We start from the raw sequence: 16,281 nt of genomic DNA on the forward strand, positions 1-16,281 counted from the left end.
GATGAATTCATTAATTGAGCAGGCAAATGATGCCCTGCAAACCTTGGCATCTCAGATAAACCCGCGTTTCTATCCACACTTTCATTTGGCTCCTCCGGCTGGCTGGATGAATGACCCGAATGGGCTGATTTTTTATCACGGGCTGTATCATGCATTTTATCAGCACCATCCTTATGATGAGAATTGGGGGCCGATGCATTGGGGGCATGCAACTAGCCAGGATATGCTTAGTTGGCAGCATCAACCTATTGCTCTGGCTCCAGGGGATTCATGGGATAAAGACGGCTGCTTTTCCGGCTGTGCGGTGGATGATAATGGTGTCCTAAGTCTGATCTACACCGGGCATGTTTGGCTGAAAGGTGAGGGTGATGACAGTGCAATTCGCGAGGTACAGTGCCTGGCCACCAGCCAGGATGGGATACATTTTACTAAGCAAGGTGTGGTGTTGACTCCTCCTGAGGGCATCATGCATTTTCGTGATCCCAAAGTATGGTTCGAGGATGGCTATTGGTGGATGGTGGTCGGTGCCCGCGACGCTCAGGATCATGGGCAGGTATTGTTATACCGCGCCAGTTCATTACGGCAGTGGCAATTTATACAGGTATTGGCACGGGCAGATGATGGCATGGGATATATGTGGGAGTGTCCCGATTTTTTCCCCATGGGGAATGAACGAATGTTGATGTTTTCGCCGCAGGGTTTGACGGCAAAAGGTTATCGCAATCGTAATCTGTTCCAGAGTGGGGTATTACGCGGCAAGTGGCAACCGGGGGCAGATTTTACGCCATCGCAACCTTTTACTGAGCTCGATCATGGCCATGACTTCTATGCACCACAATCGCTGCTCACTCCTGATGGTCGGCGAGTGATTATTGGCTGGATGGATATGTGGCAATCTCCCATGCCGACGAAAGCCGACAACTGGTGTGGTTGCCTGAGTTTGCCGCGAGAATTGAGTCTTGACCCGCAAGGGTTACTATTGATGCAACCCGTGCGCGAGGTTGAAACATTAAGACAAACCGCGCAGCCAATCGCACCGATGACAAAGGGGCAACCGCGGCAGTTTTTGGCTGAAAACTGTCGCAGCATGGAACTGCAACTGAAATGGGATTGTGCCACCAGTGACGCCGAAAGATATGGTTTTCAATTGGGGGATGGTCAAGGAAACGGCGGGCGAGTTTCTGTTTATGTGGATAATCAGGCCAATCGGCTGATATTGGAGCGACACTATCCGCAGCATGACTTGACGGGGTATCGCAGTGTGTCATTACCCGAGTCAGGATTATTATCATTACGAGTATTCATTGATAGTTCTTCGCTGGAGGTATTTATCAATGATGGGCAAGCTTGCATGAGTAGCCGTATCTATCCCGCGGAACATGAGCGCTGTTTATCTCTGTTTGCTGAGAATGGTCAGGCGCAATTGCTTGAAAGCAAATTCTGGCGTTTAGGGACTCACCTCCATCATGAAATCGCATTTTAAATCAAAGGGATGCCCGTTTCAGCAAGGGGCAAGGTAACCGGTGCGTTAAGCGCGATTCACGCCCTTCAATCAAGTGAAGGGCGGCTTCGCGCCCAATATCATAATGAGGAAGTTGGACAGTAGTGAGCGGAGGCAGAAACAGTTCACCAATGCCAACCATATTGTCATAACCCATTACGCCCACTTGTTGTGGAATGGCAATCCCTTTAGCCAACAACACTTGGTAAGCCAAAAAAGCGATGCGATCATTGCCGCAAATCAGCACATCGAAATCAGGTCGATTTTCCGGGCAGTAGCGGTCTAACAGGGAAATAACGTCCTGATAATGTTCATCTCCCCAGGCTAAATGGCATTGACGTAACTGCGCCATGGGCAACGTGGACTCTTGCCAAGCTTTTTCCGCACCCGCCCGCCGGGCCTTACCCGCCAGAGTACTCTCGGGGAGATATATACACAGTGGCCGCTGGTATCCCTGGCGTAACACGAATTTCATCGCTTGATATTGGCCATCAAAATCGTCAGGAATATAGCTAGGGATTGAGTGATTTTCACTGACACAATTTGCCAGCACAATATTTTTATCCCGTAGACGGTCAGGGATGGTGACTTGTCGTAGCCCCATTGACGTAAAAATAATGCCATCAGGGCGTTGGGCCAGCAGTTGATTAACCGCGCGTTCGCTATCTTCTTGCGAAGTCAAATTAACCAGAAAACTATTCCAGCCAAATTCTCGTGCGGTTAACTCAATGGAAAGTAATATCTCAACGGAAAAAGGGGTGGTGGCGGTATCCCAGGCGAGCACTGCCAGAGTGGAGGTTTTGGTGGTGTTGCCCCGCATTTTTCGCGCAGAGAAATCGGGCACATAATTGAGTGCCTCAATGGCCTGCATCACTCGCTGATAAGTTTCGGGGCGCAGTTGTTCCGGGTTATTGATTGCCCGGGAGACGGTCATTAATGAAACTGACGCCAGATGAGCCACTTCTTTCAGCGAAGCCATTACATTCCTTTATGGGTTATATTGCTGCAACTATTCATTGATTATCGTTTTCTTGCAGGTGTTGATCAACTGCTCAAAATGCTTAGGGGTGATCAGTAAAAAGCCCTCAGTGAAAGAGGGCTGGAGGCTAACGGTTGGCTTTGTCATCAGCCTCATCGAGTAGGCCGCTGGCTATCTTGTGGGCATCAAGATAACGCGAGGAGTTCAAGATCCCATTAAGCGTCTCTCGGACGCTGAACAGAAATTGATCGTTATCTGACTCATTAGCACACTCAACCATTAATGCGACAAGTAAAGCTTCATGGGCGATCAAATGATCTTCACCAGGTAAGTTTGCATCGGTTGCACCTTGCTGAGCGCGAACAGATGCTGGATTAATTGATGACATAAAACTCCTTATTTAATAATTGAATAACCACATACCCACTATAGCGGGGTTTCTGTTTATTGCTATGACAGATGAATACTCTGCCATAGTGGCCATAACAGATATGCGGGTGGTTGTGCTGGTCTCCTTGGTTTATTCAGGTTATCTCAACCCGATTTCATTTAAAAAAGATGTCATTAATGGTCTCATTTGACTGGCCGATAAATTCGAACCGCGGCAGTTAGGCGCAGAGTCCGATGGGCCAACTCTTCCGCCGCTCCGGCATATTGTTCAACCATTGCCGCATTCTGATGGGTCATTTGGTCCAACTGGCTAATTGATTGGCTAATTTGGCCCAGTGCTTGTGTTTGTTCATGGGTTGAGGTGCTAATTTCACTGATCAGAGTGGAGACCTGGCCTGCCTGCTTGACAATATTATCCATGGTCGCCCCAGCATTTTGGACCAAAGTGCTACCATCGCGCACTCGCTCTACACTGGTCTCGATCAAGTGCTTAATCTCTTTCGCCGCCGTGGAAGAACGTTGTGCCAAATGGCGTACTTCGCTGGCAACCACCGCAAAACCTCGGCCTTGTTCACCGGCTCTGGCAGCCTCAACTGCCGCGTTGAGCGCGAGAATATTGGTCTGGAAAGCAATACCCTCAATCACACTGATAATATCGACAATACGATGGCTGGAATCATTAATCGATCCCATAGTTTCAATGACCTGATGCATTAACTCGCTGCCTTGTTCGGCGGCATGACTGCTCATTTCTGCCAGTGAGGTGGTCTCGTTCGCGGTATTGGCACTGTTTTGTACAGTGGCGACCAGTTGTTCAGTCGCACTCACAATATGCTGTAAGTTAGCGGTAGCCTGCTCTGTTCGTGCTTTTAACTCACGATTTCCGGCGGCAATTTCACTGCTGGCGGTATTAATACCATCAACCTGACCACCGACGTCATCGGTCAAAGAGCGGAGATTCAATCCCAGCTGATTGACGCTACGCATCAAATAGCCAATTTCATCAATGCGATTTAGCTGCACATAATTACCGGCCTGCCCGGAAGAGACATCTTGCGCTTGCTGTAAGATAGCCGCTATTGGGCGGGCCACCTGACGCTCCAACCAAAACGAAGTGATTATGCTACTGGCAAGGGTCACGCCACCCATAACCAACAGTGGCATGGCCGTCATCCCCATCACGCCAGCGGCGACAGTTGGCAGCACTGCGGCCCCGAATAATGCACCGCGCAAACGCCAGCGCAGCGGCAGGGTTTGGAATATTGAGAATAAAGAGCGCCAGCCGGTGCGAACAATTAAGCCACGATATAGCGCGATATGGCGCTGTTTTGCCTTGCCAGAGTTAAAATCGGCATACAGTGCCTCGGCTTGTTTAATCTCCTCGCGGGTTGGTGCAATTCGCACCGAAATATACCCGGTTAATCGGCCATCATGGCGTAAGGGGGTCGCATTGGCGCGAACCCAATAATAGTCACCATTTTTACGGCGATTCTTTACCAATGAGGACCAGGAAAGCCCGTCGTGTAAGGTTTGCCACATATCAGCAAACGCGGCGGGTGGCATCTCTGGGTGCCGCACCACATTATGAGGTTGCCCCAGCAAGTCTTGATATTCAAAGCCACTGGCGCGAACAAAGGCGGCATTGGCATAGGCGATATTCCCATGAATATCAGTAGTTGATTGCAGAGTGGTATCGCTTCCAATGGGATACTCCTGCCGACTGACAGGCTTGTTGACTCTCATAATAACCTCAGTAAATGGGGGAGTTCCCTGATGACAGGTAAATATAATAACTATTAACGGTAATCGGCATCATTAGATAAAACTTTATACCTTTATTTATTAAATTATTAATTCACCATAATAGTGCTGATTATTAGTCTTGTTGCACTTTTTTGGGGCGACGGTCTTAATTTATTAATGATTAGATAAACCGAATTTATTATTTATATTTAACTATTGATGGGTGTTTTAAATAAAATGGAACTAATATAATCCTTTAATAACAATGGATTGAGTTTAGTTTCTCTCGGTGGATTAATGATTGATTGGTGAGGGCTGTAAATGGATGTTTATTTGCTGAACTATTTATCTACAACCTTGATGAAACATGTGTAAATTTTACTTAAAGGTTAAATAATATGGTGGTTACTGGAGGGTTAGTTCACTATGATGTTAATTATGAATTTTATAATAATTATTTGTTACAACCCTCTTAGAGAATAATCTAAACAATACTAATTAAGCATAAAGGAATCCCTGCAGTTGCAGGGATAAACAATGCTAATACAAGTCGTGGATACCGAAAAAATTTACGGCTAATCGAAGGTATGGTGACTTTTCTTCATTCCCTCGATTTTCATCAGGAAATTATAGATAGGTGAGAGGCGCTTAAAATCTTTGCTCAAAATATCAACCAATTGTGCAGAAAATAATGTATCCATATTTCTATGATGGCTAATTAATGCCCACGATTTTTTGTTGTACCAGGCCGCCAACTCTGGCGGTTGATCTTTAATCAATGGCCGTTTATAACTTTCGCCTTCAATAGAGAAGTTGGGATGAATACATTCAGCTATCTTGAGGAAGTCAGCTGGCGCGCGCGCCAACTGTTGCCGAAAAAGGTCCATTGTGGTTTTCGAGGCACTGTAATAACCCAGTCCATAGCGCCACCAGTCTGGGCCAAACTCAAAAAAGTAGGTTGGCGCGTCAGTCCAGTTTTTACGCGATCGTTTGAATGTCAGCCACAGATTATTGCGATAGAGAGATTTGTCATGAGAAAAACGAGTATCGCGGTTCATGCGGGAAATGGTCTTACCAATCGCTGGGCGAGTTTCAAACAATTCATCAATCATCAGCATATCAGAGCTTAAATCAGTCACCAGTTCTCGCATGGGTTGCAGCAGGTGCCTATCATAGATATCGCGATGCTCTTCGAACCACTCCTTGTTGTTGTTCTGACTAATCTGTTGTAAAAATGTCAGACCATCCTGAGTAAAACCGGTAAATTCACTCATAATATTCCTTTTCTATGCTCCAGTGAGATCAAGCCTCTGTTTATAGTTTGACGCTTTTCATCCACCAAAGGCTACACCCTGATACAAAGCCCTGTCATCTCATTGCGCTAACAAAAGGACAATGATGGGGATGGTGAGGGGGATTCTGCCCAGAGTTCCAAACTCTGCCGCGATGTTTAGATAAAAAGGCCTGCTACCCTATGGCATTCAGAAATCCGCCACTGCTGTGGTATAGGTGTACGGATTACTATTGATGTTTTCCTGGGCTGATTCACGCGCGCTGTTTAGGTCATCACTGATACGCTTGAGCAGCATGTCGATAATATTTGATTATAATTAATAGCTAAATAATTGTTTTTAGGCTGTAGGTGTCGTTCATTAATTCCACTATTGTTAAACGCGCTATTGAGAATCTATCTGTTACCTTTGTTGTCAGTCAATCTTCTGTCTAACCAGGGAGCCGCAGCAGGGTTTATCACGCCATAACTCTCGGTATTGTCATCTAAATAAAGGATAAAGAATGAAATTAGAAACATTATCTATTCATGCCGGTTATTCGCCAGACCCAACGACCAAAGCGGTTGCGGTGCCTATTTATCAAACCTCTTCTTTTGCCTTTGATGATACCCAACATGGGGCTGATTTATTTGATTTAAAAGTGGCGGGCAATATTTATTCCCGCATCATGAATCCGACCAATGATGTTTTAGAACAACGGGTTGCGGCACTGGAGGGTGGCGTTGCGGCGCTGGCGGTGGCATCAGGAATGGCGGCCATTACCTATGCTATTCAAACCATTGCTGAAGCTGGGGATAACATTGTCTCAGTAGCCAAGTTGTACGGCGGAACTTACAATTTACTGGCTCATACATTACCGCGTTATGGTGTAGAGACTCGTTTTGCCGATCATGATGATATTGAAGCATTGGAAGCTTTAATCGATGACCGGACAAAAGCGGTTTTTTGTGAATCTATTGGTAACCCCGCCGGTAATATTGTTGATTTGAAAAAATTGGCTGATGCTGCTCACCGCCACGGTGTCCCGCTGATTGTGGATAATACTGTCGCGACACCGATTCTTTGCCGACCTTTTGAGCATGGCGCCGATATTGTGGTTCATTCATTAACTAAATACATCGGCGGCCATGGTTCCAGCATTGGTGGTATCGTGGTGGACTCCGGCAAATTCCCTTGGGCACAATATCCTGAACGATTTGCACAGCTTAATACTCCGGATCCGTCATACCATGGCGTAACTTATACCGAGCAATTCGGTGCCGCCGCTTACATTGGTCGTTGCCGGGTTGTGCCACTGCGTAATACTGGCGCGGCGCTATCTCCGTTCAACGCATTCTTGATTTTGCAGGGACTGGAAACCTTGGCGTTGCGTATGGAACGCCATACTGAAAACGCGCTGAAAGTGGCCCATTACTTAAACAATCATCCGCAAGTCAGTTGGGTCAAATACGCCGGTTTACCCGACCATCCAGAACATGAATTGGCTCAGCGTTATTTTGGTGGTAAACCTGCGGCGATACTGTCATTTGGTATCCATGGTGGTCAGGAAGCGGGTGGGCGATTTATTGACGCGCTGAATTTAGTTGTGCGGCTGGTAAATATTGGTGATGCCAAATCACTAGCTTGCCATCCGGCGTCCACCACACATCGCCAACTTAATGATGAAGAACTGGTTAAGGCGGGCGTGCCGCGGGATATGGTGCGGTTATCAATTGGTATTGAGCATATCGACGATATTATCAATGACCTGGCTCAAGCACTGGATGCGGCGAAGCGTTAATATCATGGCTAAGTGTGACCGGTAGCCGATGGTTACCGGTCATCAGGATAGAGACAATATTTAGAGTGCGATCCGAGTGTTAAAGTGCAGCAAGAGTCGCGGCAATCACCTTGGCATAAGGTGTAGTAGGGCGACCAATAAGCTTGCTCAATGTATGGCTGTCATCAAATAACCCGCCTTTAGCCGCGCCAGCATCAGAATTTGCCAACATGCTGGCGAAGCCCTCAGGCAATCCGGCACTGATCAGCGCTTGCTTGAAGTCTGTTTCCGATAAATCTTTGTATACCACCGGCTTACCTGATTGACGGGCAATTTCAGCCGAGAACTCAGCCAATGTGTAGCTATCATCACCCGCTAATTCATACACCTTGCCAGCTTGGTCTTCTTGGGTCAGCACGGCGGCGGCGGCTTGGGCATAATCTTCACGCGCGGCAGAAGCGATACGGCCATTCCCTACCGCCCCAATAAAGGCACCATGAGCTACGGCGGGGGCGATACTGGCGGCGTAGTTCTCGGTGTACCAGCCATTACGCAACAACACCACCGGCAGACCTGATTTATGCAGCAATGCTTCGGTGGCACGGTGCTCTTCGCCTAATCCCAGAACGCTGGTGTCGGCATGTAATAAGCTGGTATAGGCCAGCAGTTTGACCCCAGCGTGCTTGGCGGCATTGATTACCGCAGTATGTTGGGTAACCCGTTGTCCGACTTCACTCGATGAGATTAACAGCAGTTTGTCCACCCCTTGGAAGGCGGCATCCAATGTGGCGGGTTGGCTATAATCGGCTTTACGTACCTGAAGCCCTAACGCGGCCAAATCACTGGCTTTCTCAGGATTACGGACGGCGGCAATGATTTCACTGGCAGGGACTTTTTTAAGTAATGCATCGATAACAAGGCGGCCTAGTTGGCCTGTGGCTCCGGTTACTGCGATCATAGTAAGGCTCCAAATTTTATATTATGGGAAAGGTGGCGCGCTGTTTTTAAGAATAAATACCCTATTATTCGTCAAAAAAGCTGCCCTTAAGATCATCATATGCAATATACTAACTTTAAGTAAGTACGCACCAAAAGGTTAGTGTGAAAATAATGAAGTCGCAAAATGTGGATGGCAATATTTCGTTTCCGGAACAGGTCCGGCGCGGTGAACTGCTTAATGTAGATTGTCCTTCAAGAGAGGTACTTAAGCGTGTCACTAGTCGTTGGGGGGTCTTAATACTGATTGCTTTGAGCAATGAAACCCTGCGCTTTAGTGCGTTAAGGCGCAAAATTGGTGGGGTTAGTGAAAAAATGCTGGCTCAGACGCTACAACACCTTGAAGAAGATGGTTTTATTGACCGTATTGCTTATCCGGTGGTACCACCCCATGTGGAATATAAGCTGACGCCACTTGGGAAAGAAGTTCAAGAGCAGGTTGAAGGGTTGACGCTGTGGCTAGAGGAAAATCTGCATCGTATTATGGAACAGCGGCAACAGCGGGTAGCTTCACCCTCTGTGGAGCGCAAATCTGCTGAGGCCTAATAACAGTAGGCCATGGCATCGACCATGGCCGTTATTATTGCTGGTCGGCACGGTCATTACAGTGTTTTTAATGCTGCAACTGACTCGATTGCCATCGAGGGAATAAACTCGACCACCTCGTAATGGGCCACCGCATTAAACGGATCTTCTGCCAATATTTTATCCAACTCTTCACGGGCAATACTTTTCGCCAAAATAATACCACCGGTACGCGGCACTTTACGGCCTGATGCAATAAAGGCCCCTTGCGCATAATACTTTTTTAGCCACTCTTTATGGCTCTCAGTGAGGGGTTCAACAACTTCGATAGGTTGGTGGTAAGTGAGGGTGACGACGAACATGAATTATTCCTCTAAGGTTTTACCCTTTATCCTTAGCGCCGCGGGTGTATTTTCTACCTACCTGCAACACTACTGACTTTGGGTTTCTATTTGGGTACCGTCAAGATAACGCCTTGAGCCATCACTGGCATCCTAAAAATACTAAATTCCTCGCCTCTATCCCAAGCCAAGATCGAAATAGTTAAATTTCGGGTATAAAAAGCAATAATGCTTATTTTATTTATTGCGCAGTTCGGCGTCTACTCGGCACGGGCCAGTGAGGTTTTAGGGACTTTCGGTACCTGGCAATCCTTAATCTTTTGAATGACGGCGGAGCCGAGGAGAGCGGTTTCTATATTTATCTTTTGAAAAAAAACGTGAAAAAAATAGCCACTGAGTATGATTAACCCAGTGGCTTTATCCCGATACAGTTAAATAATCAGAAGTTGTATTTTACCCCTAACATCACGGCGGTATCACTATAACCTTTACTGCCAACCTGCTGGCCTACATTGGCCCACACATTTACTTTTTTGCTCAACTGACCTTCTACCCCCAGCTTCAGTTCTGCAATATTCGCGGCGCCGTCTTGTTTCACGCTGATGCCATTCATAGTGGTGCCAAAGTCTTTAGTATTGTGGATCCAGTTGGTTTCAACAAAGGGCTGGAACATACGATCCTGGTCTTTATCCTGATCGGCATATCCGTTCATAAAGGCTTTTACCCCCAAACGAGTCTGGATATTGCCATTTCCTTCACCGGATACCTTTGTCCCATTAGCTTCTGTATGGTCGTTTGCTTTGACTCCCATTCTGGTGATCTGAGCTTTTGGTTGAATAAAGTAAGTGGCATTTTTTGCTGCATTTTCGCCGACTTTAAAGGTATAGCCGCTTTCTACAGATGCAGTTATGCCCTTGGATTTGTACTCTTCTGTGACCAGACCTTGGCCATTTACGGTGTTATTAAACCAGCTGTATTGTGCCCAGCTATCCACATACAAGCCGGTTTTGTCTGCATCGTTAGCATACCAAGTGCCATATATCCCGGTGCTATAACCGTCCACCGATGCACGGGCGCTATAACCGGATAACTGCGATTCTGTCCGGCTTTTACTATTACCGTAACCCGCCATCACACCCAAATGGAAACGATCTAATCCATTATTACTCCACTGTGCAATGTCCCCGCCTAACTGTACGACGTAACGATTGCTTTGGGTGCTGAGTTGGTCTTGCGTATCACGAGAGCGATTATGACCACCTTCGTTGCGTAACCATAAGCTGGTAACTTTCTGCTCCCCGGTCAGTGCATCGATATACTGAGTTTCCCCTAAGCGGTCATGTAACCGAGTCACGAACATATTGTTGGCGGCTGCCAGGTTGGCACTATAGCCGCTGGCTTCAGGACGTTCTACCATGGTGCCAGGTGTAGGGGTAGTTACAGTATCATCCGGTAAACCAGGGTCCACAGCGGCTGCAGCATACCCACTATTTAAATACCAATTGCCAGACTGACTTCCTTCTCCCCGGCCCAGATAATAGTCATAGGCTCCAGCGACAATACGCCCATCTTGAATGAACTCCCCACCAGAAGTACCTGCAACAGTAATTAGTTCAATTCCATTGAGGGTCTGTGCTCCACTGCCACCCGCATTATTGACTTTTACAAAAGTATTGCCTGAAGTATCACCCTCAACAATCAGTTTATCCGTCGCTGAGGTGTCATCTCCCAGAACCGTATTGAAAGAGAGATAACCACCGTCGCCATGATAATTACCGGTGACAGTGAGGTTTTTAAACATTGCACTGTTATTCACATAGTTAACAGTGGCCCCATCATATAAATTTAACGAGGTTACTGTGGAATCCCCCGTCATATTCCACAGACTATTTACCCCGGATATATTCAGGTTAGTTGTTCCTGGTGTGGTACCAAGCTCAGAGATTCCAGTAAACGTTGAACTATCGGCCATTGATAAATTCAACACCCCGCCAGAAGCGGATAACAGTGATCCGGTAATATCATATTGGGCGGCATTACCCGTGATGATACTGTCTTGTCCGGTGACATAAAATGCACGGGCATTTAGTGCATTTATCGTGCCGCCAGTGAGGGTTAATTCCCCTTTCTGGGAAGCCAAAATAGCTGAAGAAGTGGCGTTTCCTCCGGTCAGTGTCACGTTGGTAGGGCCTTGAAAATTAACGTTTCCGCCGTTAGCCCATGCTCCATAGAGGGTTGCAGTGCTATCTGCGGTGGTGTTATTTATCGTAACTTCTTTTGAACCTGTGATAGTGGAGCCTGATGCATTAGCCAGAATCCCGGTTGAGCCTGAACCCCCATTGACCAAATTGATCACCGACGTTCCGTTGAGGGCTATCGTTCCCCCTATCGGGGCCGACACAGTTCCACCTTGAGAACGAACACCATAAATTGACGCATTACTTTCAGTATTAACATTTACTGTTAATCCATCTTTAGTATTCACCTCTGTGCCCGCGATATAAGCGTAAATACCCGCTGAGTTTTTTCCGGCATTATTCAACGTGATAGTCGTATCTTCGTTGAGATAAGCTTTCATATCAGGAACGAGCATAGCACTGGTATATGGTCCGCCTTCAAGGTTAACACCATATAGCGTGAGAGCATCATTACCATTAAGTGTAATTGTGGAGCCTGCACCTAACTCTGCGGTAATTGTAGCGGCTAATTCGGGTGTTGCCGCACTGCCATTTTTTAGCCGTAGCCCGGTAACATAGCTGCCCGTCACGCCACTATCTATATTAACGACCACATCAGTTTTGCCAAAGTTTGCAATACTGTTAAAGATACTAATGGCGACTGGGGTAGAAGAAAAAGGTGCCGTAATATTTTGAATTACACTGATATCTCCCATATATGTGAAAGCATCATTGTCTAGTGCTGAAATACCAAATTGATTATTAACGTTAACAGCACCGCCATTAATTGTTAATGTGTTAATATCTTTGACAATTGTAGTGGCTGGCGCGGCACTAACGGTGCCTGCCAGAGCTAAATATATGCTGAGTGTAAGTGTTTTCTTATAAATCATTATCTTGCGATACCTTATTAAACAAATTACAAATGATCATCAACTCATGTGTTAACACATGCCTAAAGGGGGTTATTGAAAATGTTAATTACTTGCCTAACATTAAATTAATGTTTTTAATGAATGCTGAGTAATGTTGTAAATAATGCTTATGGTCGACAATAACAGATGAGGGATAAATGAAAATAAGAATGGAGGGTGTGTTTTGTAGGAATATTCTTTATTTTGATGATTTATTTTGTCTTATATATCAGGGTGTTATTTTTAAATTTTGCTGTTTATAACAAAATAAACCCTTAAGTGATTTTTTGTTCAGGAAAGCATTATCATTATATTAACATTGGTTGGCTGTATTTTTTTCTTTATGCTGTAAATGATGGTTTTTTATTTACAGTAAATCACAAATCCTACGGAAAGTTACATTAGATGATATGACGTAAAATATGAGTCAGTGATAACTGTTCAGCGTTTCATGAGGGTTTCGGTCAGTTGAGTCTTGATGAAAGGTGTTTATTAAAGTCACAAACACCTTCAGATAAAATTAGTCCGCCAACAAAAGGTGACTGACAAGATGAGATATTATCCCAGTGATGGCCGCTTAAACCAAGATTGCACCATGCCTGGTCGAGAGAACATCACCAGGTTGCCCAAGAGAATAAGGATCAAGCCGATAATGGCATTCAGGTGCCAGTGATAGTCTTCATAGAGGGTGGAAATGGTTAGCGCCACCAAAGGGAATAATAATGTGCTGTAAGCTGCACCACTGGCGCCGATGCGGCCAATTAAGCTGAAGTAGGCAGCAAAGGCAATAACTGAACCGAAAATTGCCAGATACAATAATGAACCAAGGTAACTTACGGTGAGTTCGAGAGTAAAAGATTGATGCTGAATCAGACTGAAAAACCCCATCAGTATTGCGCCATAAGTCATCGCATAGGCATTGGTTGAAAGAATATCTAATCCACGCCGTTGATGACGGCTGCTAATCATATTCCCCAGTGAAAAACCGTAGGTACCCAACAGACTTAGGCCAATGCCTTTAAGTAACTCTGGCGCGATGTGTGCTGCGGTTAAATCTTGCCAAAACAAAGCAACAATACCAATCATCCCAAGAATACTGGCTGGTAGAAGGTTAGGACTGAAGCGTTGGCGGAAGAAAATCATGCTATTGACGGCATTAAACAGAACTGCCATTGAGAAAATAACCGATTCCAGACCACTGCTGATAAAGGCCGCTGCATGATAGAAACAGTAAAAATTGAAAGCAAAAACGCAGAATCCCTGTGCTACGCAAAAAAGATGATCACGCATTGCGAGAGGGCGCAAACGGCGAGTGAGTAATAACACCAACATCATGGCACCGGCTGCCAAAGTAAACCGATAGAATATTGATACCGTAATGGCGACATCCCCTTGTTGCTGTAGGGTGATGGCAATCCACGTTGTGCCCCAAATCAATACAACTAAAAAATAAAGCAGCGCATTCATGGTGTTTCTCATGACTTCTGGAAAACCTCAGTATCAGATATCTAGCAGTGGGAGGCTTTCAGTGGCTTGCTCTGAATTGCAAAATCTTGCGCATTTTTGAGATAAATAATGGGAAAATATGGTTTGCCGCACAGCAAGTCATTAAACTGGTTTCATCCGCTTTACTACAGGAACTCAGTGCGATGTTGGAACGGTATCAAGCCTTTGAAACCCTAAGAGAACATAAAGCTCGCTTGCATGATTGTGTGCAACTCGGCTCGGGTATTCAATTGGCTGCCTGGTCAAATCGCGATGATTGCGTTACTCAAGAAAGCCCAGACCACCACACGCTAAGCCTCTATGTTGCGGATGGTTATGAGTGCTACCACAAAACGCCTGCAGGATGGAAAAACGGTGGTGGACCGGATCGTTTTTGTATTATGCCAAAGGGCAGTTTATCCAGTTGGGATGTGCGCGACGATTTATCATTCGTACATTTGTATTGTACCGATGAACATTTGCGCCAATTAGCGGAGCAAATCTGGGAACGGAGCCCTCAATCTATTCAGGTTGACGAACGGACTTTCGCTGAGGATCCACACATAACGTTACTGTATCGCCAGTTTTTGTTGAACTGTAACTGGCAAGAACAGGCAAACCATTTGGCGCTCAGTAGTGCTGCGACTTTGCTGATGACCCATCTACTGAAAAATTATACTCAGTTACAATGGGCGATGCCTGCCATTCGCGGTGGTTTAGCGCCAGTAGTATTAAAACGGGTAAAAGAGTATATCGACGCTCATCTGTCTCAGCCGTTGCTATTATCAGACTTGGCCGGGCAGGCCGGGTTGAGTGAGTTCCATTTTGCCCGGATGTTTAAACAAAGTACTGGGCTGACGCCACACCAGTTTGTGCTGAAGATTCGTTTAGGTCGTGCTGAACAATTATTGAGGCACAGTATGATGTCGCTTATTCATATTGCTTTGGAATGCGGTTTTAGCTCGGCCAGCCACTTCAGTAACTGCTTTAAAGCGGCTTATGGACTAACCCCTTCTCTCATGCGGCAAAGGCAGTTATAGCGAGTCTCTGCTGATGCGAATGTCTGTTGAAGGCTAGAGTGGGCAGCTTAAATCCCCTTCAGGGCAGTTAAGATAGGATTTTAGCTGTGCGATACGTTCTTCGGTTTTGCGGGTTAAACAAGCCGAGATAATCATGGGATGGACCGAACCTCCCTCAGTAGCTGATGCCTGAAAGGTGCAGTCGGCATCACGGAATTTTATCCAGGTCAGTTGGGCACTTTTCAGTAATGCTCGCTGAACCATTGGTGTTTTGGCAAGGACCTCTTTATAAGTTCGATTAAGCTCGGCATCGGCTTTTTTGTAATCTGCATTGGCACATTGATTCATATCCAGTTGAGTCATTGCATTTTTACAGTCAACCGCCAAAGCTTGGCTGACAGGAAATATTAGTAGTGAGACCAACATGATTTTTTTTAACATATCCTATCCCTAAAAATAATAGTTAAGAACACATAATAGCCCCACCTCATGAAGGTGACGCTAGTAATTATATGGCAATGGCTGTTTGGCTGCCGTTACAATCGTTTTTTTATCTCTAATACTTTTTTATCCGGCGATTTCTTACAGATATCAATTATTTTGGGTGTATATACGGTATCTACTTCCTGAAAATCAACACTATCCCCGTTCTTATACTGGGTATCTTGGTTGAGAATCCAGAAAGCAACGGGTGTCATGCTTTTGGGATTAAGATCAAGAAACTCTTTACAACTCATATCGTTCGGGGTTGTAGGAGACGATGCGGCAAATACCGCACTCATGGTGGTAACCAACGTTGCTGAAATAATAATATTAGCTAGTGACTTATAAAACATAATTATATCCTTATTTTTATATTACCTTGAACTTGATAGTCTTGATGTATAAATATTAGACTGTTTCCTTGTTTAGCATGGATTATAAAATCATATCTTGCCAGGTGGAATATTGAGTTAATGAGGTAAAACCAATTAAATTGAGTGCTGTATTTAAGTTTAAAGTGATTATATGTTTGTTTTTTACCATAAAAAATGAAAATGTTTTTTTATGTTTCTTCTAATTTACTTCTATTGGAATGGTTTGCTGTGAATAGTATTTGGTTTTTTATATATTATGCTGTTATTGATTTGATAATAAAAAGCAGATAAATAAAGTTATAT

14 protein-coding genes are annotated in these 16,281 nt (G+C 45.3%); 4 read left to right on the plus strand and 10 right to left on the minus strand.

Features of this window, described 5'->3' with window-relative positions; genetic code table 11:
• The first annotated feature begins 1 nt into the window (after position 1).
• A complete protein-coding gene (locus DJ58_RS14680) occupies positions 2-1,483 on the plus strand; it encodes a glycoside hydrolase family 32 protein (RefSeq protein WP_004709559.1) in 1,482 nt (493 codons plus the stop codon).
• Position 1,484: 1 nt separating this feature from the next.
• Here the strand turns inward: DJ58_RS14680 and DJ58_RS14675 are convergent, their stop codons facing one another.
• From DJ58_RS14675 to DJ58_RS14660, 4 genes are all read right to left on the minus strand, one after another.
• Positions 1,485-2,480 carry a LacI family DNA-binding transcriptional regulator gene (locus DJ58_RS14675; protein WP_004709558.1) on the minus strand — a complete coding sequence of 332 codons (996 nt, stop codon included), beginning with the start codon at positions 2,478-2,480 and terminating at the stop codon, positions 1,485-1,487.
• A 127-nt stretch (positions 2,481-2,607) separates the two neighbouring features.
• Positions 2,608-2,868 (minus strand): hypothetical protein, encoded by a 261-nt coding sequence (locus tag DJ58_RS14670; RefSeq protein WP_004709556.1) that lies wholly within the window; start codon positions 2,866-2,868, stop codon positions 2,608-2,610.
• Between the two features lie 185 nt (positions 2,869-3,053).
• Positions 3,054-4,613 (minus strand): methyl-accepting chemotaxis protein, encoded by a 1,560-nt coding sequence (locus DJ58_RS14665; protein ID WP_004709555.1) that lies wholly within the window; start codon positions 4,611-4,613, stop codon positions 3,054-3,056.
• Positions 4,614-5,188: 575 nt separating this feature from the next.
• Complete coding sequence (locus DJ58_RS14660) at positions 5,189-5,887, minus strand: DUF2461 domain-containing protein (protein WP_004709553.1); 699 nt, start codon at positions 5,885-5,887, stop codon at positions 5,189-5,191.
• 520 nt (positions 5,888-6,407) lie between these two features.
• Between DJ58_RS14660 and DJ58_RS14655 the strand changes: the two genes are divergently transcribed.
• A complete protein-coding gene (locus DJ58_RS14655) occupies positions 6,408-7,685 on the plus strand; it encodes a bifunctional O-acetylhomoserine aminocarboxypropyltransferase/cysteine synthase (RefSeq protein WP_004709552.1) in 1,278 nt (425 codons plus the stop codon).
• 79 nt (positions 7,686-7,764) lie between these two features.
• Here DJ58_RS14655 and DJ58_RS14650 read toward each other — a convergent pair whose 3' ends face one another.
• Complete coding sequence (locus DJ58_RS14650; RefSeq protein WP_004709549.1) at positions 7,765-8,622, minus strand: SDR family oxidoreductase; 858 nt, start codon at positions 8,620-8,622, stop codon at positions 7,765-7,767.
• A 152-nt stretch (positions 8,623-8,774) separates the two neighbouring features.
• Between DJ58_RS14650 and DJ58_RS14645 the strand changes: the two genes are divergently transcribed.
• Positions 8,775-9,206: a winged helix-turn-helix transcriptional regulator gene (locus DJ58_RS14645; RefSeq protein WP_370447123.1), complete on the plus strand. Its 432-nt coding sequence runs from the start codon at positions 8,775-8,777 to the stop codon at positions 9,204-9,206.
• A 56-nt stretch (positions 9,207-9,262) separates the two neighbouring features.
• Here DJ58_RS14645 and DJ58_RS14640 read toward each other — a convergent pair whose 3' ends face one another.
• From DJ58_RS14640 to DJ58_RS14635, 3 genes are all read right to left on the minus strand, one after another.
• Positions 9,263-9,547 (minus strand): YciI family protein, encoded by a 285-nt coding sequence (locus DJ58_RS14640; protein ID WP_004709547.1) that lies wholly within the window; start codon positions 9,545-9,547, stop codon positions 9,263-9,265.
• A gap of 418 nt (positions 9,548-9,965) precedes the next feature.
• Positions 9,966-12,596, minus strand: coding sequence for an autotransporter outer membrane beta-barrel domain-containing protein (locus DJ58_RS0121670; protein ID WP_004709544.1), 2,631 nt, complete (start codon positions 12,594-12,596; stop codon positions 9,966-9,968).
• Between the two features lie 579 nt (positions 12,597-13,175).
• Positions 13,176-14,084, minus strand: a complete 909-nt coding sequence (locus DJ58_RS14635) for a DMT family transporter (protein WP_004709542.1) — start codon at positions 14,082-14,084, stop codon at positions 13,176-13,178.
• A 182-nt stretch (positions 14,085-14,266) separates the two neighbouring features.
• Between DJ58_RS14635 and DJ58_RS14630 the strand changes: the two genes are divergently transcribed.
• Positions 14,267-15,142 carry a helix-turn-helix domain-containing protein gene (locus DJ58_RS14630; protein WP_032911199.1) on the plus strand — a complete coding sequence of 292 codons (876 nt, stop codon included), beginning with the start codon at positions 14,267-14,269 and terminating at the stop codon, positions 15,140-15,142.
• A 33-nt stretch (positions 15,143-15,175) separates the two neighbouring features.
• Here DJ58_RS14630 and DJ58_RS14625 read toward each other — a convergent pair whose 3' ends face one another.
• Together DJ58_RS14625 and hdeB are read right to left on the minus strand one after the other, a co-directional pair.
• A complete protein-coding gene (locus DJ58_RS14625) occupies positions 15,176-15,562 on the minus strand; it encodes a lysozyme inhibitor LprI family protein (RefSeq protein ID WP_004709538.1) in 387 nt (128 codons plus the stop codon).
• Between the two features lie 95 nt (positions 15,563-15,657).
• On the minus strand, positions 15,658-15,957 hold the full coding sequence (gene hdeB, locus DJ58_RS14620; protein WP_004709536.1) for an acid-activated periplasmic chaperone HdeB: 300 nt from the start codon (positions 15,955-15,957) through the stop codon (positions 15,658-15,660).
• Positions 15,958-16,281: the final 324 nt, after the last annotated feature.

Source organism: Yersinia frederiksenii ATCC 33641, from assembly GCF_000754805.1.
Taxonomy (GTDB): Bacteria; Pseudomonadota; Gammaproteobacteria; order Enterobacterales; family Enterobacteriaceae; genus Yersinia; species Yersinia frederiksenii.

Bases quoted from the DNA above. Each gene is read 5' to 3' on its own strand.
- DJ58_RS14625 (WP_004709538.1), bottom strand. From the start codon at position 15,562: ATGTTAAAAAAAATCATGTTGGTCTCACTACTAATATTTCCTGTCAGC.
- DJ58_RS14660 (WP_004709553.1), bottom strand. From the start codon at position 5,887: ATGAGTGAATTTACCGGTTTTACTCAGGATGGTCTGACATTTTTACAA.
- DJ58_RS14665 (WP_004709555.1), bottom strand. From the start codon at position 4,613: ATGAGAGTCAACAAGCCTGTCAGTCGGCAGGAGTATCCCATTGGAAGC.
- DJ58_RS14655 (WP_004709552.1), top strand. From the start codon at position 6,408: ATGAAATTAGAAACATTATCTATTCATGCCGGTTATTCGCCAGACCCA.
- DJ58_RS14640 (WP_004709547.1), bottom strand. From the start codon at position 9,547: ATGTTCGTCGTCACCCTCACTTACCACCAACCTATCGAAGTTGTTGAA.
- DJ58_RS14650 (WP_004709549.1), bottom strand. From the start codon at position 8,622: ATGATCGCAGTAACCGGAGCCACAGGCCAACTAGGCCGCCTTGTTATC.
- hdeB (WP_004709536.1), bottom strand. From the start codon at position 15,957: ATGTTTTATAAGTCACTAGCTAATATTATTATTTCAGCAACGTTGGTT.
- DJ58_RS14645 (WP_370447123.1), top strand. From the start codon at position 8,775: ATGAAGTCGCAAAATGTGGATGGCAATATTTCGTTTCCGGAACAGGTC.
- DJ58_RS0121670 (WP_004709544.1), bottom strand. From the start codon at position 12,596: ATGATTTATAAGAAAACACTTACACTCAGCATATATTTAGCTCTGGCA.
- DJ58_RS14635 (WP_004709542.1), bottom strand. From the start codon at position 14,084: ATGAATGCGCTGCTTTATTTTTTAGTTGTATTGATTTGGGGCACAACG.
- DJ58_RS14670 (WP_004709556.1), bottom strand. From the start codon at position 2,868: ATGTCATCAATTAATCCAGCATCTGTTCGCGCTCAGCAAGGTGCAACC.
- DJ58_RS14675 (WP_004709558.1), bottom strand. From the start codon at position 2,480: ATGGCTTCGCTGAAAGAAGTGGCTCATCTGGCGTCAGTTTCATTAATG.
- DJ58_RS14680 (WP_004709559.1), top strand. From the start codon at position 2: ATGAATTCATTAATTGAGCAGGCAAATGATGCCCTGCAAACCTTGGCA.
- DJ58_RS14630 (WP_032911199.1), top strand. From the start codon at position 14,267: ATGTTGGAACGGTATCAAGCCTTTGAAACCCTAAGAGAACATAAAGCT.